This is a genomic window from Klebsiella sp. BDA134-6, assembly GCF_015601345.1.
GTDB classification, from domain to species: domain Bacteria; phylum Pseudomonadota; class Gammaproteobacteria; order Enterobacterales; family Enterobacteriaceae; genus Klebsiella; species Klebsiella grimontii.
The window spans coordinates 833870-858915 of record NZ_CP064784.1 but is presented as its reverse complement, the minus strand read 5'-3'; the positions used below and the strand labels follow the sequence as shown (position 1 = coordinate 858915).

Genomic DNA, 25046 nt, shown 5'->3' with positions numbered 1-25046 from the left:
TGCCATTTATTACGCTGGAGCCTGAACCCGGCCTCGGCATTTTCCTCATGCAGCCCTATGCCTGAGGCGGCGTAAAAAGCGCCGAATAGTCACGGTTACAAATCCGCTGCACCGCCGGATGCTGGATCATTCGTTCCGCAAAGATGGCGTGATACTCCTCCATAACGTTGTCCATGCGCCCGATCTCAACTATCGATTCATCGCTATAAAAATCATGCGCATACAGCGTCGGCGCAACGAATATCGCATTGTGCGCCGCGCCGAAGGCCTTCATCAACGCCGCATCGTCGAACTCGCCCAGAATTTCCACCTGTAGCCCCTGCGAATTAAACCAGTTGAGCAGCTTGCGCCCTAGCATGGAACGACGGCCGGGGATCAGCAGCCGACGTTCTTCCAGACAGCCGGGGAACGGTCTTTCCGGCGGCGGATTCATGCACCAGAAGCTCACACTACACTCGCCAATTTTTACCGAAAATAGCCCTTCCTGCTGGGTGGAATCGATGGGACAGTCGGAGATGATCATATCGAGCTTATGCTGGCTTAGCTGCTCAAGCAGCATTTCATGGGTCGACTCGAAACAGCGTAAATGGATCTGTTCGTTATCGACGACGGCGGCATCCAGTACGCCGCTAACCAACCGTTTCGACAGCGCGTCCGCGACGCCAACATCAAACAGCAGATTCGACTCTTTACGATAGTTAACGATATCGAGCATTTCCTGGCTTAGCGTAAACATGCGATCCGCATAGCGGAATACCAGTTCACCTAATTCGCTAGGCTCCAGCCCTCTTCCTTTGCGCTTAAACAATTTCCCTTGCAGGCGTTCTTCCAGGGCCTTAATTTGCCCGGTAATGGTCTGCGGCGTCAGGAACAGCGCTTCAGCGGCACCGACAACGGAGCCTTCTTTGTAGACGTGCCAGAAGTAGTACAGGTGATTGTAGTTGATGTGCGACATGCTTCTCTCCCTGATAATGTCAGGAGAGCCGTAGCCGGCTCCCCGTGAGATGTTAAGCCGCGTAGCCCGAATCCGTTACGCGCTTACGCAATATGATGTATCCCGTGACGGCCGATAGTATCGATCCAATCAGGATGCCAAGCTTGGCCCAGTTGATCAATCCGGGGTCGACGCTGCCGAAGGCCAGGGTGGCAATAAAAATCGACATTGTGAAGCCAATCCCACACAGGATGCCCACCGCCATAATTTGCCTACAGGTGGTCCCTTCGGGTAACGAGGCCCATTTCAGCTTCAGCGCCAGCCAGCAGAATACGCTAATACCCAACGGCTTACCGATAAACAGCCCGGCAATGATACCCAACGGCAGCAGTGAGGTCAGCCCTTCTACCGTGACCCCTTGCAAAGAAACGCCCGCGTTAGCGAAGGCGAACAGCGGCAGGATCAGGAATGCCACCCACGGATGCAGCACGTGCTCAAGCTGCTTCGCCGGCGATTTACCGTTCTGCTCTTTTAGTGGGATCATAAAGCCGACAATAACCCCAGCCAGCGTGGCGTGCACCCCCGACTTAAGAACCGCGGTCCAGAGTATGGCGCCCACCAGGATATAGATCCCGGTACGCCGTACGCCGCACAGATTTAATGCCGTCAGCACAACAATGGCTCCAGCGGCGACAACCAATGACACGACAGAAAGGTCGTGTGTATAGAACAACGCAATAATAATAATTGCGCCCAGATCGTCAATAATGGCCAGCGCCATCAGGAAAATCTTCAGCGCAGCGGGAACCCTATTCCCCAGCAACGCCAGTACGCCCAGCGCGAAGGCAATATCGGTGGCTGCCGGAATCGCCCACCCTTCTCTGGCAATCGAATCCTGGCCGTTAAACGCCAGGTAGACCAGCGCCGGAACCACCATTCCGCCCAACGCTGCGACGACCGGAAATACCGCCTGGCGACGGCTGGCTAATGCTCCCTGATTCATTTCACGCTTCACTTCAAGGCCGATAAGCAGGAAAAATACCGCCATCAGCGCGTCGTTAATCCACAACAGCATGTTCTTGTTGATCTCAAGCGCGCCGACCTTCAGCTGAACCGGCGTCTCAAGAAAAGCGCGATACCAACCGCTAGTCAGGCCGACGTTGGCCATTAGCATAGCCAGCGCCGCGGCGATGATAAGAATGATGCCTCCGGAGGCATCACTAGTAAAAAAACGATGCAGATGTTTCACTTTTTATAATCTCTTTATGGGTAATACTTCGTAATTACTATCCTACTCCGCCTGAATCATCGTTAAAATTAGATTATACATGATAAATAGATCGGTTTTTACGAATCAAAAAAACCCGAGACATATCGGGCTTACCTGCTGTCATCGCGTCCTGGAAAAACTTAATTATGGATAGAGTTCCATTTTGTACACCCGGAAACTAATAAAGACCCCGGAAAATCCGGGGTCTGCTGATATTGACGTTAAAGAGATTAATACGCGCCGAGGTCGGTCCAGGTCTTACCCGCGCCGCAGTTCAGATCCGGCTGATTGCCCTGGGACCACCAGTTCACCTGGTAGTTGTGGCCTTTCCAGCTCACGATCTCGAAAGTGCCCCAGTTTGCGCCATAGACGGTATTCGCATCCCACAGCGGGTACGGCGTCGTGGAGTCATCAGGTTCCGGGGTTGGCTCAGGAGTCGGTTCCGGGGTTGGCTCAGGAGTCGGTTCCGGGGTCGGCTCAGGAGTCGGTTCCGGAGTCGGCTCAGGAGTCGGTTCCGGATCAACGCTGCTTGCCGCAGGTACGACCATCAGTACAAAGCGCTGCTGAGTGGACGGCTCATTGTGAACGTCACGGACAAACAGGGTGAACTGGAAGTCGGTGGCTACTGTCACTACAGGCGTCACAAACTCAATCACTTGTGCCGTTTTATCAGCGACGTCAATCGCTACCGGTACGCCCCAGCTGAAGCTCAGCGCATCATGGTCTTCATCCGTGGAGCCTGCGCCTGACAGCTGCACGCGGGAGCCGCCAACAACGAGCAGTTCAATCGCTGCTTTTGGCGCATGGTTGACCTTATCGCTATCGTCATCGTTATCAGCCGGATCGACGTTGATACCTTCAAAGTAGAACGGCTCCATATCGATGACTTCTTTACTCATCTGGTAACCCAGACCTTCACGCGCCGCATTTACTAGCACGCCGTTATCCTGGTCGATAGTCCAGGTAAACAGGCCGCCCAACCCCCGTTTCGCTGCATATTCCCCTTTAGCTTTCACGGTACGCGGCGTATCCAGCGACATGAACAGTTTTGACTGCGGGTTATAGAGATAATCAGCATTCGCGACTTTATCGGTATAGACGTTGAAGCCGTTGCGTCCTTTCTGATTTTCCAGATCCAGATAGTTATAAATGGTGTCGTACCATTCGGTGCAACCGGATTCAAACGAGCCGGTAGTGGTACCTTCGCCTGGTTTGTAGGTGCCTTTCAGCGGAGAGAAGCTCTCAATCTCGACGTTACGGCCGTTGCGGGTATAGCCAGCGTAGCCTACGTTGATGCGGTCAGCCGGGAAGCCTTCGCCGATCAGATAATCAACAACCGTTTCAACGCTCCACCCGCCCGCGGTCAGCGGAGAGAGGTTGGTGTGATGAGTCACCGTTTCCGCCCATGGGGTGCCGAAGAAGTCATAGGTCATCACATTGATGCCATATAGACCAGCTTCCAGCAGCGCTTTCACGTTGGAATAACCCAGCGTCTGAACGACGGCGGAGCTGGCGATAGAAATTTTAACGTCGCTGCGGCCAGCTGCATCCAGCTGTTTTTTCAGCTCTTTGATAAGCAGCGCATAGTTATCGCCATCTTCCGGACCGAATGGGTTGTTATTGCCCGCATTGTTCGGGTATTCCCAGTCAATATCCACTTCGCTGAACATCGGGAACTGTTTGAACAGTTTTACCACCCCAGCAGCAAACGTTTTACGCGCCGCATCGGTTTTCGCCATTTCATGGAAAGCGTTACTCATGGACCAGCCGCCGATGCTCATAGACAGCGCCAGCGTATGCCCCAGTTGTTTTGCTTTCGCCTGCAGATCGCGCAAACCGCCTAAAATACCGTGAGTAGTTTGTTCGGTGACGGTCATTGGGTCGACATCCCAGCCGCTGGTAGACTGGTTGCAGTTCACATAAGACTGGAAATCGCCCCACGGATCGAGGAAAGTCGGCTCATGAGTGGTTTTACCGGTCTGCGCCGCCGCGGTTTCGATGGTGTATTGCTTCTCACCTTTATCACCAACAATACCAATAAAGCCAAAAATAATTTTGTCGTAAGCCAGCGGATCAACGCTCGCCAGGTCGTAACCCCGACCGCGGTTATTCGGGGTGTCCTGTCCCTGGAGGCGACCATCATATTGTGACCAGTCTGTATAGTAACCAAACACTTTCGGTTTAGCGGCTTCGGCTTTATAGACGTTATATACCGGTTGCGCCACGCGGGCAGACGTATAGCTATACTTGCTGTCTTCAGTAGCAGGATAAAAACTATCTGCTGCATTACTGGTTTCAGTCAGAGTATCACCCTTAATTAATTTGCTGGTAGCCATGATATATTCCTTTTCAATGTAAATAAATTAGCAGTTCGTTCTGCGAGACAGATAATCCATTTTCATCGATGGCATAGCTAATCACTAAACCTCACATGAGAAATTGATTTTTAAATTATGCCTACCTGGTAACAATCACTCACATCAAAATAAACATATCGCGCATTAGGTTAAAAAAACATGAATATCTTAAACATACCATTTTTTCTTAAAGAATATTAAAAAGGCAGTTAAATAGAATTTAAAAATGCTTAAAAGCTGTGATGCAACCAATAAAGCTGCAAGGAAAAAGACGAATATTAAAAATGAAATATGGAATAAGAAAAAACTGATTATTAATATTCTAACCGCTCTCGCACACTCGGATAAAAGGACATGATTGTGAAAACATACATCATCAATGACGATTGCATTTTCAATGAACGGAAATATGAATTAAGAAATGTCTCTAACTCATTAGTCATCAGAATGACCGCAATGCGTGCCAGATGTTTAAGCTTCATTATTGAACATGCACAGGAGGAGGTAATAGGCAGACAGGAACTGACTACGGCGCTGTGGGGAAGCCGGGGAAATTATGTTAATGATGCCAACCTGACGCAGATCCTCTATCTCATTCGCAAAGACCTCAAAACTTTCGGTATCAATGATCTGTTGATTACCATCCCTCGCAAGGGCATCCAGGTTAACGATCAAATCTCCATTGCAGCGGCAGATTCAGAGACCAGCACAAAACCAGCATTGACCATCATGCTCTTTTGCAAAAAAATCCTGGCCCTCTTGTTCCCTCGCGGACAAAAACGCCCCTTTTTCTGACTTATTAAGGAGATACAGATGAACCCTATTCTTGACGGCATTCTCAACCTCGAGGGTGACTACGTTAATCATCCAAAAGACCTTGGCGGGGAAACCCACTGGGGGATCACTGAAGCGGCCGCCCGCGCAAACGATTACGTAGGCGATATGAAAGAGCTAACGCGAGTTGAGGCGTATGGCATTCTTGAAAATATGTACTGGATCAAACCCGGATTTGAGAAAATTTCCCGGATCTCATGGGCCGTGTCGTTTGAATTATGCGATGCCGCGGTAAATATCGGCCCGCATTTTCCCTGCACCTGGCTACAGCGCTGGCTGAACGCATTAAACCGAGAACAGCGTTTTTATCAGGATATTAAAGCCGATGGGATTATTGGGAAAAGGACCCTGGAGATGCTGAGCACTTTCCTCGATATACGAGGCAAAGAGGGTGAAGAGGTTCTTCTGAAGGCCCTTAACTGTAGCCAGGGCGCTTATTATCTCAGTATTACGGAGAGCCGACCTGCAAATGAAGAGTTTATCTATGGCTGGCTAAAAAATCGAGTTACATAACTTCGTCCTACTGGCAGCTAACAAAACGTTGCAGCCACCAGTAAACGAACAAGGCTCATATGAGCCTTGTTCATTTGTACGATATTATTTAAATAAATCATTACTATTTAATATCTGCCGGACTTTTGTCCCCACGATTTTTAATATAGGTACAGCGAATACCCCTCCGATACCGGAAAAAAGTAAAATCATATTAAGGCTTAAGCCTTTTTCAATGGCGACAGCGCTAACCAGAAAGCTGGTAAAACAGGAAATAACAATTTGCGCCAGGCAACTGATAATACCTTTGTGCAAATGGTTGGCTTTACGGGCATTTGATTTCATCAAATAGCTGACGAAACCACCCCATGCACCGGTTGCGATGACGGTAAAAAGAATTTCCATTTCAAGCAGCATCGCCTTCGGCGTTTCAATCTGAGCGGGAACTGACATATACGACTCCTTATGATTATGACACACTCTGAATCTACCTCTGTTTAAACAAAGTACAGAATCAAAAATAATCATTAAGCGTCCTTTGACGGCCACTACTGCCCTTTTCAACGGCGAAATGCCGAGAGCGTATGCAGCATTGTCACCACTTCTTCAATATTCTGACTCTTACGATTCTTTTTATGCCAGTAAGCATAGATATTAATGGGTTTAAACGTCATCTCGCCAGGCGGTTGGATAATATTAATATTATAATTGCGGTTATTTTTATAAAATATTGCAAGCTTAACTGGCATTAACGCTATCAGCGAGGTGCGCTCCACAATACTGATGATACCGGTGATCGAATCACTCTTATACCCTTTCAGCCTGTGGCCCTGATAAGCGATCTCGCTGTCATATAAGTTTTCGTCATTAATCATCATTGGGGAGAATAAGCTGGTTTGATAGACGGCATGACGGGAAGAAAAAAAATTATGCAAGGATAGCTGTGACAGTTCGCTCAACAAACTATCTTCACTACAGATACAACAAAAATCTTTAAAGCTATCAATAAAGCGACTCTCAAACGCCTCATTGTTGATCGCTTCAGTACTTATCGCGAGATCGCAATCGCCGGAGATGAGTAAGCTTTTCATCTCCTCATTATCTCTGTTTCGGTTAGAAAAATGCCCGAACAGATAGCGATCGAATACTTTTTCATCGTAAAGCTGTGAAAGATAATAGTTTTCGGTAATGTCACCGCCAAGAATAGTGATTCGGTTCTCCTCCTGATGCTTACGCTCTGGGGTTAATGCCATCCTGACGAGGTCGATGACCTGACGAAAACTCTGGTGCACTTCCAGCGCTTTCACCGTCGGGATCAGCCCGTTTTTGCCCCTGACAAAAAGTTCCTCATTATAAAAAAGCTGCAGTCTGGTTAGCGCAATGGAAACAGCCGCCGGTGTTACGGATAATCTTTTTGATGCTTTTGTCACATTTCCTGCCGATATAACGGCATCCAGTACTTTCACCAGATTATAATCAAAATCTTTTTTAAGATTTCTTGCGTTCACGTGCCACCACCCTGGAATAAATAAATACAATATAAATAATTATTTAAGCCATGCATATCATATTCATTCAAAATGTACATTATTAGTATCAAAAAAAATCATATGTAAAAATGATATTTTTGCGCACTGCACTGCTCATTTTTCATACATCTTTAGATGGGTATTTATGCAGGCACAATAAAATTAACTATGTTTCAGACAAATAATATTACCATAATAAACAAATAATAATATTATTACCGCAAAGGTGAATATTTATTACAGAGGAGACACTTTTTTATTGCCAATGCGCAAGATATAAAAAAACCCGAAATAAATTTCGGGTTTTTTTATATAAAGTGATGATTAACGCGTCAAATCATCGAAAAATTTCTTCACACCATCGAAGAAACTTTTGGAGCGTGGACTATTCTTCTCACCCGTCGGCCCACCAAAGCTTTCCTGAAGATCTTTCAGCAGCTGCTTTTGTTTATCGTTAAGACCAACCGGTGTTTCGACGACCACGCGGCACAGCAGATCGCCCTGCGCACCACCGCGCACGGACTTCACGCCTTTGCCACGCATCCGGAACAGCTTCCCTGTCTGCGTCTCGCCAGGCACCTTAAGGTTCACACGACCGTCCAGCGTCGGGACCTCAATCTCGCCGCCAAGGGCGGCCATAGTAAAGTTAATCGGTACTTCACAGTACAGGTTGTTGCCTTCACGCTCGAAAATGGCGTGCTGCTTAACCTGAACCTGAACATACAGATCGCCTGCTGGCGCGCCATGCTCGCCGGCTTCACCTTCTCCAGCCAGACGAATACGGTCACCGGTATCGACGCCCGCCGGAATCTTAACCGACAGCGTTTTGGTTTTCTCTACGCGACCATGACCATGACATTTATTACATGGATCTTTGATCAGCGTACCGCGCCCCTGACAATGCGGACAGGTCTGCTGCACGGCGAAGAAGCCCTGGCGCATCTGTACCTGACCCGCACCGTGGCAGGTAGGACAAGTCTGCGGCTGACTCCCCGCTTTGGCGCCGCTGCCGTGACAAACGTCGCACTCTTCGAGCGTTGGGATACGGATCTCTTTGGTGACTCCGCGAACCGCCTCTTCTAAGGTCAGTTCCATGTTGTAGCGCAGGTCTGCCCCGCGCGCTGCGCGCTGGCGACCACGACCGCCGCCAAAGATATCGCCGAAAACATCGCCAAAGATATCGCTGAAATCCGCGCCGCCGCCAAAACCGCCGCCGCCGCCCATGCCGCCTTGCTCAAATGCGGCGTGGCCGTACTGATCGTAGGCGGCGCGCTTCTGGGCATCGGTCAGGACTTCATACGCTTCTTTGATTTCTTTGAATTTAGCTTCAGCCTCTTTATCACCCTGGTTACGGTCCGGGTGATACTTCATGGCCAGGCGCTTATACGCCTTTTTGATTTCACGCTCTTCCGCCGATCTGGAAACGCCTAAAATCTCGTAATAGTCTTGCTTTGCCATTGGTGTTTTTCAGCCCCTTAACATGCGTGCACGGGCGGAGAGGAAACCTCTTCGCCCGTGCCAGTGTTTTACCCGTTCAAAGGGCGATTATTTTTTGTCTTTCACTTCTTCGAACTCAGCGTCAACAACATCGTCGTCCTTCGCGTTGCTCTCGGAAGCGTCAGCGCCGCCAGCCTGCTGCTGGGCGTGTTGCTGCTGCGCGATTTCCATTAGCTTCTGGGAAGCCTGAGCCAGCGCCTGCATTTTCGCTTCAATATCGGCTTTATCTTCACCTTTCAGCGAAGTTTCCAGCGCGGTCAACGCAGACTCGATAGCGGTTTTATCGTCAGCCGGCAGCTTGTCGCCTGCTTCTTCAACCTGCTTACGCGTGCTGTGCAGCAGGTGGTCACCCTGGTTGCGGGTCTGCACCAGTTCTTCGAACTTACGGTCAGCTTCTGCGTTCGCTTCAGCATCGCGAACCATTTTCTGAATCTCTTCTTCATTCAGACCAGAAGAGGCTTTGATGGTGATCTTCTGCTCTTTACCGCTGTTTTTGTCTTTCGCGGAAACGTGCAGGATACCGTCAGCATCGATATCGAAGGTCACTTCGATCTGCGGCATACCGCGCGGTGCCGGGTTGATACCATCCAGGTTAAACTGACCCAGTGATTTGTTATCAGAGGCGCGTTTACGCTCACCCTGAATAACATGGATGGTTACCGCGGACTGGTTATCTTCGGCGGTAGAGAACACCTGGCTGTGCTTGGTCGGGATCGTGGTGTTCTTATTGATCAACGCAGTCATCACGCCGCCCATGGTTTCGATACCCAGAGACAGTGGGGTAACGTCCAGCAGCAGTACGTCTTTCACTTCGCCGGTCAGAACACCGCCCTGTACGGCTGCGCCAATGGCAACGGCTTCGTCCGGGTTAACGTCTTTACGCGGTTCTTTACCGAAGAACTCAGCGACTTTTTTCTGCACCATAGGCATACGAGTCTGACCACCGACCAGGATAACGTCCTGGATATCGGATACGGACAGGCCAGCATCCTGCAGAGCAACTTTCAGCGGCTCGATAGAACGGTTAACCAGATCTTCAACCAGGCTTTCCAGTTTCGCACGGGTCACTTTGATGTTCATGTGTTTAGGACCGGTGGCATCTGCGGTGATATACGGCAGGTTCACGTCGGTCTGCTGAGCGGAAGACAGCTCAATTTTGGCTTTTTCAGCGGCTTCTTTCAGGCGCTGCATAGCCAGCGGGTCGTTACGCAGGTCAATGCCCTGATCTTTCTTAAACTCGTCAACGAGGTAGTTGATCAGACGAGTATCGAAGTCTTCACCGCCCAGGTGGGTATCACCGTTGGTCGCCAGAACTTCAAAGGTTTTTTCGCCGTCAACTTCGTCGATTTCGATAATGGAGATATCGAAGGTACCACCACCGAGGTCGTATACCGCGATGGTGCGGTTGCCGACTTCTTTATCCAGACCGTAAGCCAGCGCGGCGGCGGTCGGTTCGTTGATGATACGTTTGACTTCCAGACCTGCGATACGGCCGGCGTCTTTAGTAGCCTGACGCTGAGCATCGTTAAAATAAGCAGGTACGGTGATAACCGCTTCAGTTACCGGCTCACCCAGGTAATCTTCAGCCGTTTTCTTCATTTTCTTCAGCACTTCAGCAGAGATCTGCGGCGGTGCGGTTTTGGTGCCCTTCACATCAAGCCATGCGTCGCCATTGTCTGCGGCAACGATTTTGTACGGCATGATAGAAACGTCACGCTGGACTTCTTCGTCCTGGAAGCGGCGGCCAATCAGGCGTTTAATCGCAAACAGGGTGTTTTGCGGGTTTGTCACTGCCTGACGTTTAGCCGGCTGACCAACCAGAGTTTCACCATCCTGGGTATAGGCAATGATAGAAGGCGTGGTGCGATCGCCTTCGGCGTTCTCCAGCACGCGTGCAGTAGTGCCATCCATAATCGCTACACAAGAGTTGGTAGTACCCAGGTCGATACCAATAATTTTACCCATCTAAACGTCTCCACTAAAAATTCAGTCAACATGTGGTTGTGAACCTGTAATAAGGGCGAAACGTGCGGTTTCAACTGCCCAGACATCATTTTTTTTCAGGTTCATTCACTGCGGTTGACTACAAGATGGGGTCACCCGCCACTTCATCAAGGGGCAAGACAAAAATTTTTTGTCTTGCCCCTGCCGTCGCGGGGGGCTGGGCATCAGAAGAAGGCCGAAAAGCGGGTTTAAAAACGCACAACACATAATAAATAATAATAATTAAATTAAAACTCATTCATATAATAATTGACATAATCCGCAATGATTACGAGCTAAAGACAATAAAGTTCTGGTGATAAAATATTTTCCACTGATAACAGAACAAATAATAAGGAAATCCTCATGAAATCACTCATTCATATACCAGTAGGATTATTGTTTAGCGCTGCGTTAATAACATCCGCATCCGCTAACGATCATAAAATCTTAGGCGTTGTCGCCATGCCGCGAAATGAGACTAACGATCTCACCCTGAAGCTGCCGGTTTGCCGGGTGATTAAGCGTATCCAGCTCACCGCCGATCGCGGCGATATCCAGCTTTCCGGCGCGACGCTGTACTTTAAAGCCAGCAATAGCGCCAGTCAGAACATCAGCGTGCCGTCAACCATCCAAGAAGGGGCAACCACCGACTGGATTAACATTAATAGCGATAACGATAACAAGCGCTGCGTTAAAAAAATCGCTTTTTCCGGCCACACCATTAACTCTTCTGACATGGCTTCGCTAAAAATCATTGGCGACGATTAATATCACTGTTCACATTATCTGAGATTTATGAAAATTAATTATCTGGATGATGAAGACCTCTCTTTTCTTCATCGCTGCAGCGAAGAGCATCTGGAAACATTCACCCGAATTCTGACCCACAATGAGAATGGTAAGCCGCGCCTTTCAAGCTCGCTATTGCGTAATGAAAATTTTCAGGCGATGGCCGGGCACCCTGAACGCTATCGTCGCAACTGGCAGCTTATTGCCGGCGAGCTCCAGCACTTTGGCGGCGACAGCATCGCCAACACGCTGCGTCGTCACGGAAAGTTCTACCGGGAAATTTTGCTGGACGTCTGCAAGAGGCTAAAAATCAAAGTAGAGAAACAGATGTCTACGCCGGAAATCGAGCAGCATCTTCTGGAGCACTTTCTGGAACATAGCTGGAAGAAGATGGACGATCGGCAGAAGGCTGACTTTTTCATTGCCGTTGAGTGTCGGGTCAACGAGCATAAAGAGATACTTCCCTATCTGCTACAGACGAATAAGCTGGCGCAGGGCGTCTCGCATCTTCTCGAAGCCCGTCTGACGAAGATCCTCCGCACCCACGCTGCCGTTAGCGTAATCGGCCACGGTTTGGTGCGCGGTGCCGGACTTGGCGGCCCTCTCGGCGCCGCGTTTAATGGCGTCAAAGCCGTGAGCGGCAGCGCTTATCGCGTAACCATTCCGGCCGTACTGCATATTGCCTGTTTGAGGCAAATGACCAGACTTCATCAGGTGAAAAATGAAATTGGTGAAAAATACCCCGCCAGATCATAGACAGTAACGCAGCGCCTAATTATTATGCCGCGCCCCGCCGCTGAGTGGCGGGGAATGCTTCCCTTTCTAATCATTATTTTGAGGAATTATGGGCAACACTAAGTTGGCTAATCCGGCACCGCTGGGCCTTATGGGCTTCGGCATGACCACTATTCTGCTTAACCTGGCAAATAGCGGCCTGTTCGCGTTTGATGTAGCTATCCTGGCGATGGGCATTTTTTACGGCGGCATTGCGCAGATTTTTGCCGGCCTGTTGGAATTTAAAAAAGGCAACACTTTTGGTTTAACCGCATTCACGTCTTACGGCGCTTTTTGGCTGACGCTGGTTGCCATTCTTTTGATGCCGAAAATGGGGCTTGCAGAAGCGCCTAACGCGCATTTCCTTGGAATGTACCTAGGATTGTGGGGCGTTTTTACCTTGTTTATGTTCTTTGGCACCCTGAAAGCCGCGCGTATGCTGCAGTTTGTATTTCTCAGTCTGACCGTGCTGTTCGCGCTGCTGGCGATTGGCCACCTGGCTGATAACGAAGGCATTGTAAAGATTGCAGGCTGGGTCGGTCTGGTCTGCGGCGGCAGCGCCATCTATCTGGCGATGGGTGAAGTGCTGAACGAGCAGTTTGGCCGCACCGTTCTGCCAATTGGCGAAAAGCATTAATTAACTTCGCCGCCCGTCCGCGAGCGGCGAAGTAAGCCCTATCGATTTACGGCAGGCGCTGCAGTTCAGCTTTCGGCGCAGCGACCTGCTCATCCAGTCCCTGGCGTAGCCAAATCCCCAGCCCCAACCCCATAAACGACAGCGCCAGCACGTACCACGCGGGCGCCATCGGCGAAACGCCCATCAGCATGGTCACCGCAATCGGCGTCAGGCCGCCAAAGATGGCGTAAGAGACGTTATAAGAGAATGAAATACCGGTAAAACGGACTTCAGCCGGGAACGCGCGTACCATCACATACGGAACCGCCCCTACCACGCCGACGCACAGGCCCACCGTACCGTAGAGCAGAAACAGACGCTGCGGGCTAGCGCCGGAAAGATGGTAGAAAGCCCAGCTTGCCGCCGCGAGGAATACGCTGCCGACAATAAACGTGCGGCTGGCGCCAAAACGGTCGGCGGCCAGGCCTGCCAGCAGGCAGCCAATGCACAGCATGATGGTGGCTATGCTGTTCGCCTGCAGGGTAATGGCGGGGGCAAAGCCGTAGTGTTTTTGCAGCCAGACCGGCGACATCAGGATCACCACCACCACGCCAGCGGATAAAAGCCAGGTTAGCAGCATTGAGACCGCCACCGCTTTCTGATGCTTCAGCGCGACGGCCTTAACCGGCAGCTCCTGCGCTAACGCCTTGCGCTGCTGCATTTCGAGGAAAACAGGCGTCTCCTGGAGCCAACGGCGCAGATACATGGCAACGAGCCCAAACGCGCCGCCCAGCAGGAATGGAATACGCCAGCCGCCATCATGGATACCCTGCGGCGTTAGGTTGGTATTAATCAGCGTCGCCACCACCGATCCCAGCAGGATCCCAACCGTCAGGCCGGCAGTCAGCGTCCCGCAGGCGATACCGATTCTTTTTTCCGGCACATGCTCAGCCACAAAAACCCAGGCGCCGGGGACTTCACCGCCAATCGCCGCCCCCTGAAGAATACGCATAAATAGCAGCAAAAGCGGCGCCACGATGCCCACCGACGCGTAGGTGGGCAGCAGGCCAATCGCCAACGTAGGCAGCGCCATCAGTAAAATGCTCAAGGTAAACATTTTCTTACGCCCGACCAGATCGCCAAAGTGGGCCATAATGATGCCGCCAAGAGGACGCGCTAAATAGCCCGCCGCAAATATGCCGAAGGTCTGCACCTGGCGCAGCCACTCCGGGATATCCGCCGGGAAAAATAGCTCGCCGACAACGACGGCGAAGAAGACAAAGATGATGAAATCATAAAACTCCAGCGCGCCGCCAAGGGCGGCCAGCGTCAGTGTTTTATAATCCTGTCGGTTCAGAGGTCGGGTATAGTGTGGCATAACGGGCAATCATCCAGAGGTATGAAGATGTTCTACGCAATGTGTAAAGTTAAAAACACTATATCGTAAATAAAACAACACACCACTGGAGATGCAGGTTATATCAGGAATGTGGGAAATTCAGGATAATGTTTCACGCCTGGCGCTTTTAGGGCGAAAAGCTGCTACTACATCGCAGTTCGTTTCGACATAGGGCCCCTCAAGCAACTGTACACAATACGGTACACTTGCAAATACCCCGTGCACCAGCACGTTGCCTTCCGCATCTTTCACGCCTTCCAGCGTTTCCTCGATAGCTTTTGGCTGCCCGGGCAGATTAAGGATTAGCGCCTGCTTGCGGATGACGCCAACCTGACGAGAAAGAATGGCCGTTGGTACGAAGTGAAGGCTAACCTGGCGCATTTGCTCGCCAAAGCCGGGCATAACCCGATCGGCAATCGCCAACGTCGCATCTGGAGTGACGTCACGACGGGCCGGGCCCGTGCCGCCGGTAGTCAACACCAAATGGCAGCCCATTTCATCAACCAGTTCGCACAGCGTTTGCTCAATAATAACCTGTTCATCCGGGATCAAGCGGGTCTGCAATTCGAAAGGCGTGGAGAGCGCACGGGCCAGCCACGCTTCAAGCGCGGGGATGCCTTTATCCTGATAGACGCCGCTGGAGGCGCGATCGGAAATGGAAACTAAGCCGATTCGTAAGGTGTTCATGATTATTCCGTTCAAACAGTATTAATAAACAGAATAATACACCGAGGGGAGCAAGGCAGACAGTTTAATGTGGCCGACGGGCGTCGGCCACATGCGGAATTACAGCAGATCGCCGATCATTTTTTCCAGTTTTTCCTGGTCGATCGCAAACTTGCGGATACCTTCCGCCAGTTTGTCTACCGCCATCGGATCCTGGTTGTGCTGCCACAGGAACTCGGATTCGGTGATACGAGCCGGACGCGCTTTAACTTCGCCGCTAAAGGCCAGTTTACGCTCGATAGCGCCTTCGCTTTCCGCCAGCTCTTTCAGCAGGGCCGGAGCGATAGTCAGGCGGTCACAGCCAGCCAGCTCCAGGATCTCGCCGAGGTTACGGAAGCTTGCGCCCATAACCACCGTCTCGTAGCCGTGCTGTTTGTAGTATTCGTAGATTTCGCTTACCGAAACCACGCCCGGATCTTCTGCCGGCGCGTACTCTTTCTTATCGGTATTGGCTTTGTACCAGTCGAGGATACGGCCAACGAACGGAGAAATCAGGAATACGCCCGCTTCGGCACAGGCACGTGCCTGAGCGAAGGAGAACAGCAGCGTCAGGTTGCAGTTGATGCCTTCTTTTTCCAGCTGCTCAGCGGCGCGGATGCCCTGCCAGGTCGAAGCCAGTTTGATCAGAATGCGATCGTTGCCGATGCCGGCATCGTTGTACAGCTTGATAAGGCGCTTAGCTTTGGCGATAGATGCCTCGGTGTCATAGGACAGGCGAGCATCGACTTCGGTGGAAATACGGCCAGGGATCAGCTTAAGGATTTCAAGACCAATGTTCACCGCCAGCTTATCGGAAGCATCGATAATCTGCTGCGCGCGGTCGCTGCTCTGGCCGCGAGCCCAGGCAACAGCGTCATCGATCAGCTTACGGTACTCAGGGATCTGAGCCGCGCCGAGAATCAAAGAAGGGTTAGTCGTGGCGTCCTGAGGCTGATACAGCTTCATTGCCGCGATATCTCCGGTATCAGCTACGACAGTGGTGTACTGACGCAGAGAGGTCAATTTATCCGTCATGATAGTGTTTCTCTTAAACAGCAGTTAAGGGGATGTAACCGGTCTGCCAAGATGATAACACGCTGCCGGGGCAGCGCAACCGCCTACAATGCATGAGCGCAGAGTGTGATAAACTGGGCCAATTAATTACCTGAACACTAAAGGATTGTCACTGGATTGGTAGCGCTTACACTTGCGCACCGATATGGGCAAGAGGATGCTTGATGCCTGATTTTCTGTCGTTTATCAATGAAATACTCTGGGGCTCGGTAATGATTTATCTGTTACTGGGCGCCGGCGTCTGGTTTACCTGGCGAACAAAATTCATTCAGTTCCGTTATATCCGCCAGTTCAGCAAAAGTCTGAAAAAGAGCCTTCAGCCGCAGCCCGGCGGCTTAACGTCTTTTCAGGCGCTGTGTATGAGCCTGGCGGCGCGCGTGGGCAGCGGCAATATGGCAGGCGTTGCGCTGGCCATTGCCGCAGGCGGCCCCGGCGCCGTATTTTGGATGTGGATCTCGGCGCTGCTCGGTATGGCCAGCAGCTTCGCCGAATGCTCTCTCGCCCAGCTTTATAAAGAGCGCGACTCCCGCGGGCAGTTTCGCGGCGGCCCCGCCTGGTATATGGCCCGGGGACTAGGTATGCGCTGGATGGGCGTGCTGTTTTCCATTTTTCTACTGCTGGCTTACGGGGTCATCTTTAATACCGTACAGGCCAACTCCGTTGCCCATGCCATGGCGTATGCGTTTCATTTACCTGAGGCGATTACCGGCGGCGTCCTGGCGGTTCTGACCCTGCTGATCATCATTCGCGGTATTCGCGGCGTAGCGCGAATGATGCAGTGGCTCGTGCCAGTGATGGCCCTGCTATGGGTGGCGACCAGTCTGGTCATTGGTCTGTGGCATATCACCTCCCTGCCAACGATTTTTGAAACTATCTTCCGCTGCGCTTTCGGCTGGCAAGAGGCCGCTGCGGGCGCAGTCGGCTATACCATCAGCCAGGCGCTAACCAGCGGCTTTCAGCGCGGGATGTTTTCCAATGAAGCGGGGATGGGGTCAACGCCTAATTCCGCCGCCGCCGCTGCCTCCTGGCCCCCTCACCCAGCGGCGCAGGGGATCGTACAGATGATTGGCGTTTTCATTGACACCATCGTGATCTGTACCGCCAGCGCCGTGATCATCATGCTGGCGCCGCGAGACGGCAATGCAGAAGCGGTGAACGGCATTCAGGCTATTCAGCACTCGATGAACAACCTCATCGGCGACTGGGGTTCCAGCTTTGTCGCTATCATGGTGCTACTGTTTGCCTTCAGCTCGATCGTCGCAAACTATATCTATGCCGAAAATAATCTCATTTTTCTCCGCATGGATAGTGACCGTAATATCTGGCTGCTGCGTCTGCTTACGCTGTGCATGGTTGCTACCGGTGCGATGATCGGCCTACCGGTGGTGTGGCAGATGGCGGATACCATCATGGCGTTGATGGCGATAACCAACCTGACGGCTATCCTGCTGCTCTCGCCAACGGTGCGCATTATTGCCAGCGATTATCTGCGGCAGCGGAAGCTGGGCCAGCGGCCGGAATTTGACGTTACCCGCTACCCTGAGATTCATCAGCAGCTGGTACCGGGAACATGGGACAACCTGCCGCGCGAATAGCGCGGCAATCGCAGCTATCGATCCTCTCATGACGTTTTTTTGCTAAAGTCGTCAAAAATTTCCCGCAAGGACTGGATATGCTCATACTGATTTCACCTGCAAAAACGCTCGATTATCAAAGCCCGCTGGCAACGACGCGTTATACCCAACCTGAACTGCTGGAACACTCTCAGGAGCTTATCGGCATTGCCCGCCAGCTGTCGGCGCCACAGATTGGCAAACTGATGGGCATCAGCGACAAGCTGGCTGACCTGAACGCGACCCGTTTTCACGACTGGCAGCCAGACTTCACCCCGGACAACGCCCGACAGGCGATTCTGGCGTTTAAGGGGGATGTCTATACCGGCCTGCAGGCAGAAACCTTTAGCGAGGCTGATTTCGATTTCGCCCAGCAGCATCTGCGAATGCTTTCCGGGCTGTATGGCGTTCTGCGCCCGCTGGATCTGATGCAACCTTACCGCCTGGAAATGGGGATTAAGCTTGAGAACGCGAAAGGCAAAGATCTGTATCACTATTGGGGAGACGTGATTACCGATAAGCTGAATCAGGCGCTGAAAGCCCAGGGCGACGATATTGTAGTAAATCTGGCCTCTGATGAGTACTTCAGGTCGGTAAAACCCAAACGGCTTGAGGGCCAGTTGATTAAGCCGGTATTCCTCGATGAAAAAAACGGCAAGTTTAAAGTGATCAGCTTCTACGCTAAAAAAGCGCGCGGCTTGATGAGTCGTTACATCATTGAGAATCGCTTAACGAAGCCGGAGCAGCTGACCCGCTTTGATAGCGAAGGTTATTTCTTTGACGCCGACGCGTCGGGCAAAGGGGAGTTGGTCTTTAAACGCCACGAGCAGTAAAAGAAAACTCCCCTGCCGCGGATAACGCAGCAGGGGAGCGTGAGTTCGGATTTAACTCATCATCAGCTTACGCAGCGCGGCAAAATCGGCCGGCAGGTTATGCGACAGCAGCGGCAGGTCTGCGCGATCGGCCAGCTCTTTTGGCGGCGGCAGCGTCTCTTGCAGAATCTCTTCCACGCTCTCTTTAAATTTCGCCGGATGCGCCGTGCCGAGGAACAGGCCGTACTCGCCCGGCTGCAGCTGGTCGCGCAGCGCGCGATAGGCAATTGCCGCATGCGGTTCTGAGGTATAGCCGATGGCCTTCAGCTCACGCATGGTCTCTTTGGTGGTTTCATCATCCACTGCCGCGTAGCCCAGCTCATTCAGACGCCAGATTTTACGACGGAATAGCTCTTCCACGCGCGGCCAGTTGTTCGGCTGGCTGACGTCCATGGCGTTGGACAGCGTGGCCTGAGTCGCTTTCGGCGACCAGTTACCGTCCTGCAGGAAGCGCGGCACGGTGTCATTGGCGTTAGTCGCCGCGATAAAGCGTTTGATTGGCAGACCCAGGGATTTGGCCAGCAGACCGGCAGTAAGATCGCCAAAGTTACCGCTGGGTACAGAGATAACCAGCTGATTACGGGCTTCCTGAGGCAGCTGAGCAACGGCTTCAAAATAGTAACAAATCTGCGCCAGCAGACGGCTGATATTGATTGAGTTAGCCGAGTTCAGACCCAGAGCAGCCTTCAGCTCTTCATCATCAAAGGCCTGCTTAACCAGCGCCTGGCAGGCATCAAAATCACCGTCGATTGCCACAGTTTCAATGTTGCCACCGAGGGTACAGAACAGCTTTTCCTGCAGCGGGCTGATTTTGCCGCGCGGATAGAGAATGACCACTTTGACGTTTGGCAGGCCATAAAACGCGTGCGCAACCGCCGCGCCGGTGTCGCCGGAGGTGGCCGTCAGAATAGTGACCGGTTTGTCGCCGGCGATATGGGTCAGCATCTGCGCCATAAAGCGGCCGCCGAAGTCCTTAAACGCCAGAGTCGGGCCGTGGAACAGCTCGAGGCAGCCGACATCATCCTGCACTTTGCTGACCGGCGCCGGGAAGGTGAACGCGTTGCCGATGCGTTCTTGCAGAACATCATGCGGGATCTCGTCGCCGATAAATGCCGACAGGATTTTCGCGCTACGCGACACGAAGTCCTGCTGCAGCATTTCGTCGATTTCACTCAGGCTGAATTCCGGCAGATCGTGCGGAAAGAACAGCCCCTGATGCTTGCCAAGCCCCTGAGTGACGGCCTGCGCAAAGCTGACCTGTTCGTTATGATCTTTTAAGTTATAGAGTTTCATTGGTTATCCCACTACTCGAGCGCCCGCCGTGTCCAGCCGGCAAATATGAACGAAGCCTTCCTGATTTTGCAGATAGTGCGTAGCCAGCCAGTCGGCGACGCGCTGCGCGGTTTCCGGTTTATCGCATAATGCGAACAAGGTTGGACCGGAACCGGAAATGCCGCATGCCTGCGCGCCAATTTCCATTGCTGCCTGACGCGCTTCGCTGAAGCCCGGCAGTAGTTTGGTACGATATGGTTCGGCAATCACGTCTTTCATCAATTTCGCCGCCAGCTGAGGCTGGCGGGAATAGCAGGCGTGAATAAAGCCCGCCAGATGACGACCGTGGGCAATACAGTCCTGACGGCGATACTGCGCCGGCAGAATTGCCCGCGCTTCCGCCGTTGAGACCTTAATCCCCGGATAGGCCAGCACCCACAGCCACTCGTCGAAGGCCGGAATCTGCTGACTGATGATGCCGTTTTCCTCAAGCATCAATTGTATCCCGCCCAGATAGCACGGCGCGACGTTATCGTAATGGATACTGCCGGAAATCCGCCCTTCCATCTCCCCCATCAGCGCCAGCATCCGGCTCTCATTGAGCGGCTTGCCGCAAAATTCATTCATCGCCACCAGCGCGGCGACCACGGAACAGGCGCTGGAGCCCAGCCCGGAACCGATCGGCATGTTTTTTTCCAGCGTCATCGCCACCGGAACCTTTTTGCCAATCTCCTGGCAAAAACGCTCCCAGCATTGATAGACGATGTTTTCCTGCGGCGCCGTCGGCAGTTTGCTGGCGAACCGACCCACGTTTTGCAGGCTGAAGCTCGTCGCCGCCTCAACCGAGACGTTGTCCCCTAGCAGAGTGCCATCAACCGGCGTGACCGCCGCGCCCAGCACGTCAAAGCCGACGCTCATATTGGCACTGGAAGCCGGGGCATATACTTTGACCATCTTAAACTCCTAACTTCCATGACAGGGTACGCAGCAGGTCGGCGAATACGCCAGCCGCCGTCACATCGTTCCCCGCGCCATAACCGCGCAGCACCAGCGGCAGCGGCTGGTAATAGTGGCTGTAGAACGCCAGAGCATTCTCGCCGTTTTTCACTTTAAACAGCGGATCGTTGCCATCAACCGCGGCGATTTTGACGCGACAGGTGCCATCCTCTTCGATATTACCGACATAGCGCAAGACCTTACCTTCATCGCGCGCTTTGGCGACCCGCGAGGCAAACTCATCATCCAGAGAAGGCAACCGCGCCATAAAGCTGTCAACATCGCCGCTGGCATCAAACTCCGCCGGAAGCACCGGTTCCACGATAATGTCAGACAGTTCAAGCTCACGCCCGGTTTCACGCGCGAGGATCAGCAACTTACGCGCGACATCAACGCCAGAAAGATCGTCGCGCGGATCCGGTTCGGTATAGCCCATCTCACGCGCCAGCCTGGTCGCCTCAGAAAAGCTCACGCCCTCATCGAGTTTGCCGAAGATAAACGACAGCGAGCCAGACAGAATACCGGAAAAGTGCAGCAGCTCATCGCCCGCGTTCAGCAAATTTTGCAGGTTTTCGATAACCGGCAGCCCCGCGCCGACGTTGGTGTCGTATAAAAACTTACGCCGTGAGCTGCTTGCGGCGTGGCGCAGCTGATGATAGTAATCCAGCGATGAGGTATTGGCCTTTTTGTTCGGCGTGACCACGTGGAACCCTTCGCGCAGGAAATCGGCGTACTGATCGGCCACGGCCTGGCTGGAGGTACAGTCGACAATCACCGGATTCAACAGATGATACTCTTTCACCAGACGAATGAGTCGGCCCAGATTGAACGACTCTTTGGCTTCCGCCAGCTCGTCGCGCCAGTGTTCAAGGTTCAGGCCGTGTACGTTAGTCAGCAAGGCGCGAGAGTTGGCCACGCCGCAAACGCGCAGGTCGATATGCTTACTCTTCAGCCAGCTCTGCTGGCGTTTGATCTGTTCGATCAACGCACCGCCGACGCCGCCGATGCCAATGACAAACACTTCAATAACCTGATCGGTATTGAACAGCATCTGGTGAGTCACGCGCACGCCGGTGGTGGCGTCATCGTTGCTGACGACAACGGAGATAGAGCGCTCGGAAGAGCCCTGAGCAATAGCGACAATGTTGATATTGGCGCGGGCCAGCGCAGCGAAGAACTTCGCAGAAATTCCGCGCAGCGTGCGCATACCGTCACCAACAACGGATATAATCGCCAGGCGCTCCATTATCGACAGTGGCTCAAGCAGCCCCTCCTTCAGCTCCAGATAAAATTCATCTTCCATCACCCGCTTCGCCCGAACGCAATCGCTCTGCGGCACGCAGAAGCTGATGCTGTATTCAGAAGAGGACTGGGTAATAAGAACAACGGAGATTCCCGCGCGGGACATGGTGGCGAACACGCGCGCCGCCATGCCAACCATGCCCTTCATCCCCGGACCGGAGACGTTGAACATCGCCATATTATTGAGGTTGGAGATCCCCTTCACCGGCAGATCGTCTTCATCGCTGCTGGCGCCGATAAGCGTACCCGGCGCCTGCGGATTGCCGGTGTTTTTGATTAAACAGGGGATCTGGAACTGGGCGATAGGGGCAATAGTACGCGGGTGCAAAACTTTAGCGCCGAAGTAGGAGAGCTCCATCGCTTCCTGATAGGACATCGACTTCAGCAAACGCGCATCCGGAACCTGACGCGGGTCGCAGGTATAAACACCGTCAACGTCGGTCCAGATCTCGCAGCAGTCGGCGCGCAGGCAGGCGGCCAGCACTGCTGCTGAGTAGTCAGAACCGTTACGCCCCAGCACCACCAGCTCACCTTTTTCGTTACCCGCGGTGAAGCCCGCCATCAGCACCATATGGTCAGCCGGGATCTGGCTGGCGGCAATACGCCGAGTCGACTCGGCGATATCAACGGTGGATTCGAGGTAATGGCCAACGGCAAGCAGTTTTTCAACCGGGTTGATCACCGTGACGTCATGACCGCGCGCTTCCAGCAAGCCTGCCATAATGGCGATAGAGAGCTTTTCTCCCCGGCAAATAAGGGACGCATTAACGCTATCCGGGCACTGCCCAAGCAGACTAATGCCGTGCAGGACGTGTTTGATTTGCGCGAATTCCTGCTCAACAAAAGCTTTCAGCGGCGCAAGCGGAAAGCCCGGTTGTGCATCGGCGAGACCTTGCAGAAGTTCGGTGAAAATGCGTTCGGCATCGGCGATATTGGTCAGCGCATCCTGCCCGCCAATGGTTTTTTCGATCATCGCAACCAGATGGTTAGTGATCTTCGCCGGGGCAGATAGTACGGTCGCTACCTGCCCCTGCCTGGCATTACTCTCCAGAATATCGGCAACACGCAGAAAACGTTCTGCATTTGCCACTGATGTACCACCGAACTTCAACACACGCATGGTTATGACCCCTTGATTTTTTATCGAAAAAAAAGCCCGCACTGTTCAGGTGCGGGCTTTTTTCTGTGTTTCCTGTACGCGTCAGCCCGCACCGTTACCTGTGGTAATAGTGGTGGTGATAATCGTGGTGATCATGCCGATGCGATTCATGGATGTTGTGTACTCTGTAATTTTTATCTGTCTGTGTCCTGTGCCTATATTGGTTAAAGTATCTGTCGACTTAAGTCAACGAATTTCTACTTTTGGCCCATTTTTTCACACCTGGCCAATACGCCATGGCCGCCTGATAATTCATCCGCATTTGCGCATCAGGAGGCCAATAATTAGCACATAAGACCATATGAAAATGGTATGACAGAACTTTAACCTGGAAGGTTTTTTTCAATATCGTGCAGTAAACGATGCAGCATGGCAGTATCCCGCTGCTGCAAAAGACCCATTCGCTGCTGGAGCCAGTCGGTCAGTTTTATATCGTCACCCACGCCGAGGCGCTCGAGCAGATCGCGAGTGCGAAGGCGTAGCGCCTGCAGCTGATTGTCATCCACGCTAGCGGATGTTGGCGGGGTATTCTGCAACAACGAGGTCAGCTGATAACAATAGACCATCACCGACTGCCCCAGATTGAGCGAGGGATAGTCAGCCACCATCTGCACGCCGCTCAGCACATCGGCAAGGGCCAGCTCTTCGTTGGTTAATCCGGAATCTTCCCGGCCAAACACCAGCGCGGCATGATGCATCCATTGCGCTTTTTCTTCCAGCAGCGGCAAGAGCTGCTGCGGCGTCGCGTAGTAGTGAAAACGCGCCCGGCTACGGGCGGTAGTGGCGACGGTAAAATCGACATCGTGCAGCGCCTGCTCAAGCGTGGCATAAGTTTTAACATTGTCGAGGATCTCGCCAGAACCGTGCGCGACCCAGCGCGCCGCAGGCTGCAAATGAGCATCGCTATCGACGATACGCATATCGCTAAACCCCATGGTTTTCATCGCTCTGGCTGCCGCGCCCACGTTTTCTGCCCGCGCCGGGGAGACTAATACAATTGATAAACGCATTTGGTTTCTCTTTTACTTTTTAGGCGGCGGGAATGACGATTTTTCCCTTCATATTACGCGCCGTGAATTTACAAATTTGCAACAAAAATCACTAAATTTGAGCTTTATCACCCATAAAAAAAACTAAACTATTCCCAAGGCACCGTGTCACAGAGTATGTTAACAGAACAGCTTTATCCGTATGTTTGGCAATGAAATTTATGTCCGAATACGTTTTTAGGCTTTGGATTCATCACGTTTATTATTTTCTTAGCGTAACTAATTGCGCATGATATGAATTGTGACGATGAATCCCGTTTAGATGCAATGATTTCACAAGACTGTTAACGTGCTACAATTGAACTTGATATATGTCAACGAAGCGTAGTTTTATTGGGTGTCATGCCTCACTTAGCCTGTTATGTTGCTGTTAAAATGGTTAGGATGACAGCCGTTTTTGACACCGTCGGGTCCAGAGGGAAAGTACCCACGACCAAGCTAATGATGTTGTTGACGTTGATGGAAAGTGCATCAAGAACGCAATTACGTACTTTAGTCATGTTACGCCGGGCATGTTAATTTGCGAC

At 52.2% G+C, this 25046-nt stretch carries 23 protein-coding genes and 1 other annotated feature; of the genes, 7 read left to right on the top strand and 16 right to left on the bottom strand.

Features of this window, described 5'->3' with window-relative positions; translation table 11 throughout:
• Window positions 1-55: 55 nt before the first annotated feature.
• From nhaR to IYV58_RS04020, 3 genes are all read right to left on the bottom strand, one after another.
• Window positions 56-955, bottom strand: coding sequence for a transcriptional activator NhaR (nhaR, locus tag IYV58_RS04030; RefSeq protein WP_004128775.1), 900 nt, complete (start codon window positions 953-955; stop codon window positions 56-58).
• Between the two features lie 52 nt (window positions 956-1007).
• On the bottom strand, window positions 1008-2183 hold the full coding sequence (nhaA, locus tag IYV58_RS04025) for a Na+/H+ antiporter NhaA (protein WP_112167043.1): 1176 nt from the start codon (window positions 2181-2183) through the stop codon (window positions 1008-1010).
• A 251-nt stretch (window positions 2184-2434) separates the two neighbouring features.
• Window positions 2435-4540: a glycoside hydrolase family 18 protein gene (locus tag IYV58_RS04020; protein WP_195729436.1), complete on the bottom strand. Its 2106-nt coding sequence runs from the start codon at window positions 4538-4540 to the stop codon at window positions 2435-2437.
• A gap of 381 nt (window positions 4541-4921) precedes the next feature.
• Between IYV58_RS04020 and IYV58_RS04015 the strand changes: the two genes are divergently transcribed.
• Window positions 4922-5356 carry a winged helix-turn-helix domain-containing protein gene (locus IYV58_RS04015; protein ID WP_032742243.1) on the top strand — a complete coding sequence of 145 codons (435 nt, stop codon included), beginning with the start codon at window positions 4922-4924 and terminating at the stop codon, window positions 5354-5356.
• A gap of 18 nt (window positions 5357-5374) precedes the next feature.
• Window positions 5375-5908 (top strand): glycoside hydrolase family 108 protein, encoded by a 534-nt coding sequence (locus IYV58_RS04010; RefSeq protein WP_049115936.1) that lies wholly within the window; start codon window positions 5375-5377, stop codon window positions 5906-5908.
• Between the two features lie 84 nt (window positions 5909-5992).
• Here the strand turns inward: IYV58_RS04010 and IYV58_RS04005 are convergent, their stop codons facing one another.
• The 4 genes from IYV58_RS04005 to dnaK form a co-directional block, all read right to left on the bottom strand.
• The gene (locus tag IYV58_RS04005) at window positions 5993-6340 is read right to left on the bottom strand and encodes a phage holin family protein (RefSeq protein WP_004128764.1); all 348 of its coding nucleotides are present in this window, start codon (window positions 6338-6340) and stop codon (window positions 5993-5995) included.
• Between the two features lie 107 nt (window positions 6341-6447).
• Complete coding sequence (locus IYV58_RS04000) at window positions 6448-7395, bottom strand: LysR family transcriptional regulator (protein ID WP_004128762.1); 948 nt, start codon at window positions 7393-7395, stop codon at window positions 6448-6450.
• A gap of 345 nt (window positions 7396-7740) precedes the next feature.
• A complete protein-coding gene (dnaJ, locus tag IYV58_RS03995) occupies window positions 7741-8874 on the bottom strand; it encodes a molecular chaperone DnaJ (RefSeq protein ID WP_004128760.1) in 1134 nt (377 codons plus the stop codon).
• 87 nt (window positions 8875-8961) lie between these two features.
• The gene (dnaK, locus tag IYV58_RS03990; RefSeq protein WP_004128758.1) at window positions 8962-10878 is read right to left on the bottom strand and encodes a molecular chaperone DnaK; all 1917 of its coding nucleotides are present in this window, start codon (window positions 10876-10878) and stop codon (window positions 8962-8964) included.
• A 384-nt stretch (window positions 10879-11262) separates the two neighbouring features.
• Here dnaK and IYV58_RS03985 point away from each other — a divergent pair, with 384 nt between their 5' ends.
• The 3 genes from IYV58_RS03985 to satP all read left to right on the top strand — a co-directional run bounded on the left by IYV58_RS03985 (window position 11263) and on the right by satP (window position 13099).
• The gene (locus tag IYV58_RS03985) at window positions 11263-11667 is read left to right on the top strand and encodes a DUF2541 family protein (RefSeq protein WP_004128755.1); all 405 of its coding nucleotides are present in this window, start codon (window positions 11263-11265) and stop codon (window positions 11665-11667) included.
• A 27-nt stretch (window positions 11668-11694) separates the two neighbouring features.
• Window positions 11695-12444 (top strand): acidic protein MsyB, encoded by a 750-nt coding sequence (gene msyB, locus IYV58_RS03980; protein ID WP_049115934.1) that lies wholly within the window; start codon window positions 11695-11697, stop codon window positions 12442-12444.
• Between the two features lie 88 nt (window positions 12445-12532).
• Complete coding sequence (gene satP, locus IYV58_RS03975) at window positions 12533-13099, top strand: acetate uptake transporter (protein WP_004128752.1); 567 nt, start codon at window positions 12533-12535, stop codon at window positions 13097-13099.
• Window positions 13100-13145: 46 nt separating this feature from the next.
• On the opposite strand, the gene IYV58_RS03970 is transcribed toward satP, so the two are convergent.
• The 3 genes from IYV58_RS03970 to tal all read right to left on the bottom strand — a co-directional run bounded on the left by IYV58_RS03970 (window position 13146) and on the right by tal (window position 16217).
• Window positions 13146-14456: an MFS transporter gene (locus IYV58_RS03970; RefSeq protein WP_195729435.1), complete on the bottom strand. Its 1311-nt coding sequence runs from the start codon at window positions 14454-14456 to the stop codon at window positions 13146-13148.
• A 120-nt stretch (window positions 14457-14576) separates the two neighbouring features.
• On the bottom strand, window positions 14577-15164 hold the full coding sequence (mog, locus tag IYV58_RS03965; protein WP_004128747.1) for a molybdopterin adenylyltransferase: 588 nt from the start codon (window positions 15162-15164) through the stop codon (window positions 14577-14579).
• 99 nt (window positions 15165-15263) lie between these two features.
• Entirely contained in the window at window positions 15264-16217 is a 954-nt protein-coding gene (tal, locus tag IYV58_RS03960; protein ID WP_004098458.1) for a transaldolase, read from the bottom strand.
• 203 nt (window positions 16218-16420) lie between these two features.
• Here tal and IYV58_RS03955 point away from each other — a divergent pair, with 203 nt between their 5' ends.
• Both IYV58_RS03955 and yaaA read left to right on the top strand, forming a co-directional pair.
• Complete coding sequence (locus IYV58_RS03955; protein WP_004128745.1) at window positions 16421-17851, top strand: alanine/glycine:cation symporter family protein; 1431 nt, start codon at window positions 16421-16423, stop codon at window positions 17849-17851.
• A gap of 77 nt (window positions 17852-17928) precedes the next feature.
• Window positions 17929-18702: a peroxide stress protein YaaA gene (gene yaaA / locus IYV58_RS03950; RefSeq protein ID WP_004128743.1), complete on the top strand. Its 774-nt coding sequence runs from the start codon at window positions 17929-17931 to the stop codon at window positions 18700-18702.
• 51 nt (window positions 18703-18753) lie between these two features.
• On the opposite strand, the gene thrC is transcribed toward yaaA, so the two are convergent.
• The 6 genes from thrC to yjjY all read right to left on the bottom strand — a co-directional run bounded on the left by thrC (window position 18754) and on the right by yjjY (window position 25019).
• A complete protein-coding gene (thrC, locus tag IYV58_RS03945; RefSeq protein ID WP_195729434.1) occupies window positions 18754-20034 on the bottom strand; it encodes a threonine synthase in 1281 nt (426 codons plus the stop codon).
• Between the two features lie 3 nt (window positions 20035-20037).
• Window positions 20038-20967 carry a homoserine kinase gene (thrB, locus tag IYV58_RS03940; protein WP_004128739.1) on the bottom strand — a complete coding sequence of 310 codons (930 nt, stop codon included), beginning with the start codon at window positions 20965-20967 and terminating at the stop codon, window positions 20038-20040.
• 1 nt (window position 20968) lies between these two features.
• A complete protein-coding gene (thrA, locus tag IYV58_RS03935) occupies window positions 20969-23431 on the bottom strand; it encodes a bifunctional aspartate kinase/homoserine dehydrogenase I (RefSeq protein WP_004128737.1) in 2463 nt (820 codons plus the stop codon).
• A 25-nt stretch (window positions 23432-23456) separates the two neighbouring features.
• Window positions 23457-23574: a sequence feature (Thr leader region), on the bottom strand.
• Complete coding sequence (gene thrL, locus IYV58_RS03930) at window positions 23513-23581, bottom strand: thr operon leader peptide (protein ID WP_004222578.1); 69 nt, start codon at window positions 23579-23581, stop codon at window positions 23513-23515. Its footprint overlaps the feature before it by 62 nt.
• A gap of 212 nt (window positions 23582-23793) precedes the next feature.
• On the bottom strand, window positions 23794-24480 hold the full coding sequence (locus tag IYV58_RS03925; protein ID WP_049115930.1) for a tRNA/rRNA methyltransferase: 687 nt from the start codon (window positions 24478-24480) through the stop codon (window positions 23794-23796).
• Window positions 24481-24878: 398 nt separating this feature from the next.
• Entirely contained in the window at window positions 24879-25019 is a 141-nt protein-coding gene (yjjY, locus tag IYV58_RS03920; protein ID WP_001541509.1) for a YjjY family protein, read from the bottom strand.
• Between the last annotated feature and the right edge of the window lie 27 nt (window positions 25020-25046).

Coding starts and splice junctions, on each gene's coding strand:
- dnaJ (WP_004128760.1), bottom strand. CDS start 8,874: ATGGCAAAGCAAGACTATTACGAGATTTTAGGCGTTTCCAGATCGGCG.
- IYV58_RS04005 (WP_004128764.1), bottom strand. CDS start 6,340: ATGTCAGTTCCCGCTCAGATTGAAACGCCGAAGGCGATGCTGCTTGAA.
- tal (WP_004098458.1), bottom strand. CDS start 16,217: ATGACGGATAAATTGACCTCTCTGCGTCAGTACACCACTGTCGTAGCT.
- nhaR (WP_004128775.1), bottom strand. CDS start 955: ATGTCGCACATCAACTACAATCACCTGTACTACTTCTGGCACGTCTAC.
- thrA (WP_004128737.1), bottom strand. CDS start 23,431: ATGCGTGTGTTGAAGTTCGGTGGTACATCAGTGGCAAATGCAGAACGT.
- dnaK (WP_004128758.1), bottom strand. CDS start 10,878: ATGGGTAAAATTATTGGTATCGACCTGGGTACTACCAACTCTTGTGTA.
- satP (WP_004128752.1), top strand. CDS start 12,533: ATGGGCAACACTAAGTTGGCTAATCCGGCACCGCTGGGCCTTATGGGC.
- IYV58_RS04020 (WP_195729436.1), bottom strand. CDS start 4,540: ATGGCTACCAGCAAATTAATTAAGGGTGATACTCTGACTGAAACCAGT.
- IYV58_RS04010 (WP_049115936.1), top strand. CDS start 5,375: ATGAACCCTATTCTTGACGGCATTCTCAACCTCGAGGGTGACTACGTT.
- yaaA (WP_004128743.1), top strand. CDS start 17,929: ATGCTCATACTGATTTCACCTGCAAAAACGCTCGATTATCAAAGCCCG.
- IYV58_RS03955 (WP_004128745.1), top strand. CDS start 16,421: ATGCCTGATTTTCTGTCGTTTATCAATGAAATACTCTGGGGCTCGGTA.
- thrC (WP_195729434.1), bottom strand. CDS start 20,034: ATGAAACTCTATAACTTAAAAGATCATAACGAACAGGTCAGCTTTGCG.
- yjjY (WP_001541509.1), bottom strand. CDS start 25,019: ATGACTAAAGTACGTAATTGCGTTCTTGATGCACTTTCCATCAACGTC.
- IYV58_RS03925 (WP_049115930.1), bottom strand. CDS start 24,480: ATGCGTTTATCAATTGTATTAGTCTCCCCGGCGCGGGCAGAAAACGTG.
- IYV58_RS03985 (WP_004128755.1), top strand. CDS start 11,263: ATGAAATCACTCATTCATATACCAGTAGGATTATTGTTTAGCGCTGCG.
- IYV58_RS03970 (WP_195729435.1), bottom strand. CDS start 14,456: ATGCCACACTATACCCGACCTCTGAACCGACAGGATTATAAAACACTG.
- thrB (WP_004128739.1), bottom strand. CDS start 20,967: ATGGTCAAAGTATATGCCCCGGCTTCCAGTGCCAATATGAGCGTCGGC.
- mog (WP_004128747.1), bottom strand. CDS start 15,164: ATGAACACCTTACGAATCGGCTTAGTTTCCATTTCCGATCGCGCCTCC.
- msyB (WP_049115934.1), top strand. CDS start 11,695: ATGAAAATTAATTATCTGGATGATGAAGACCTCTCTTTTCTTCATCGC.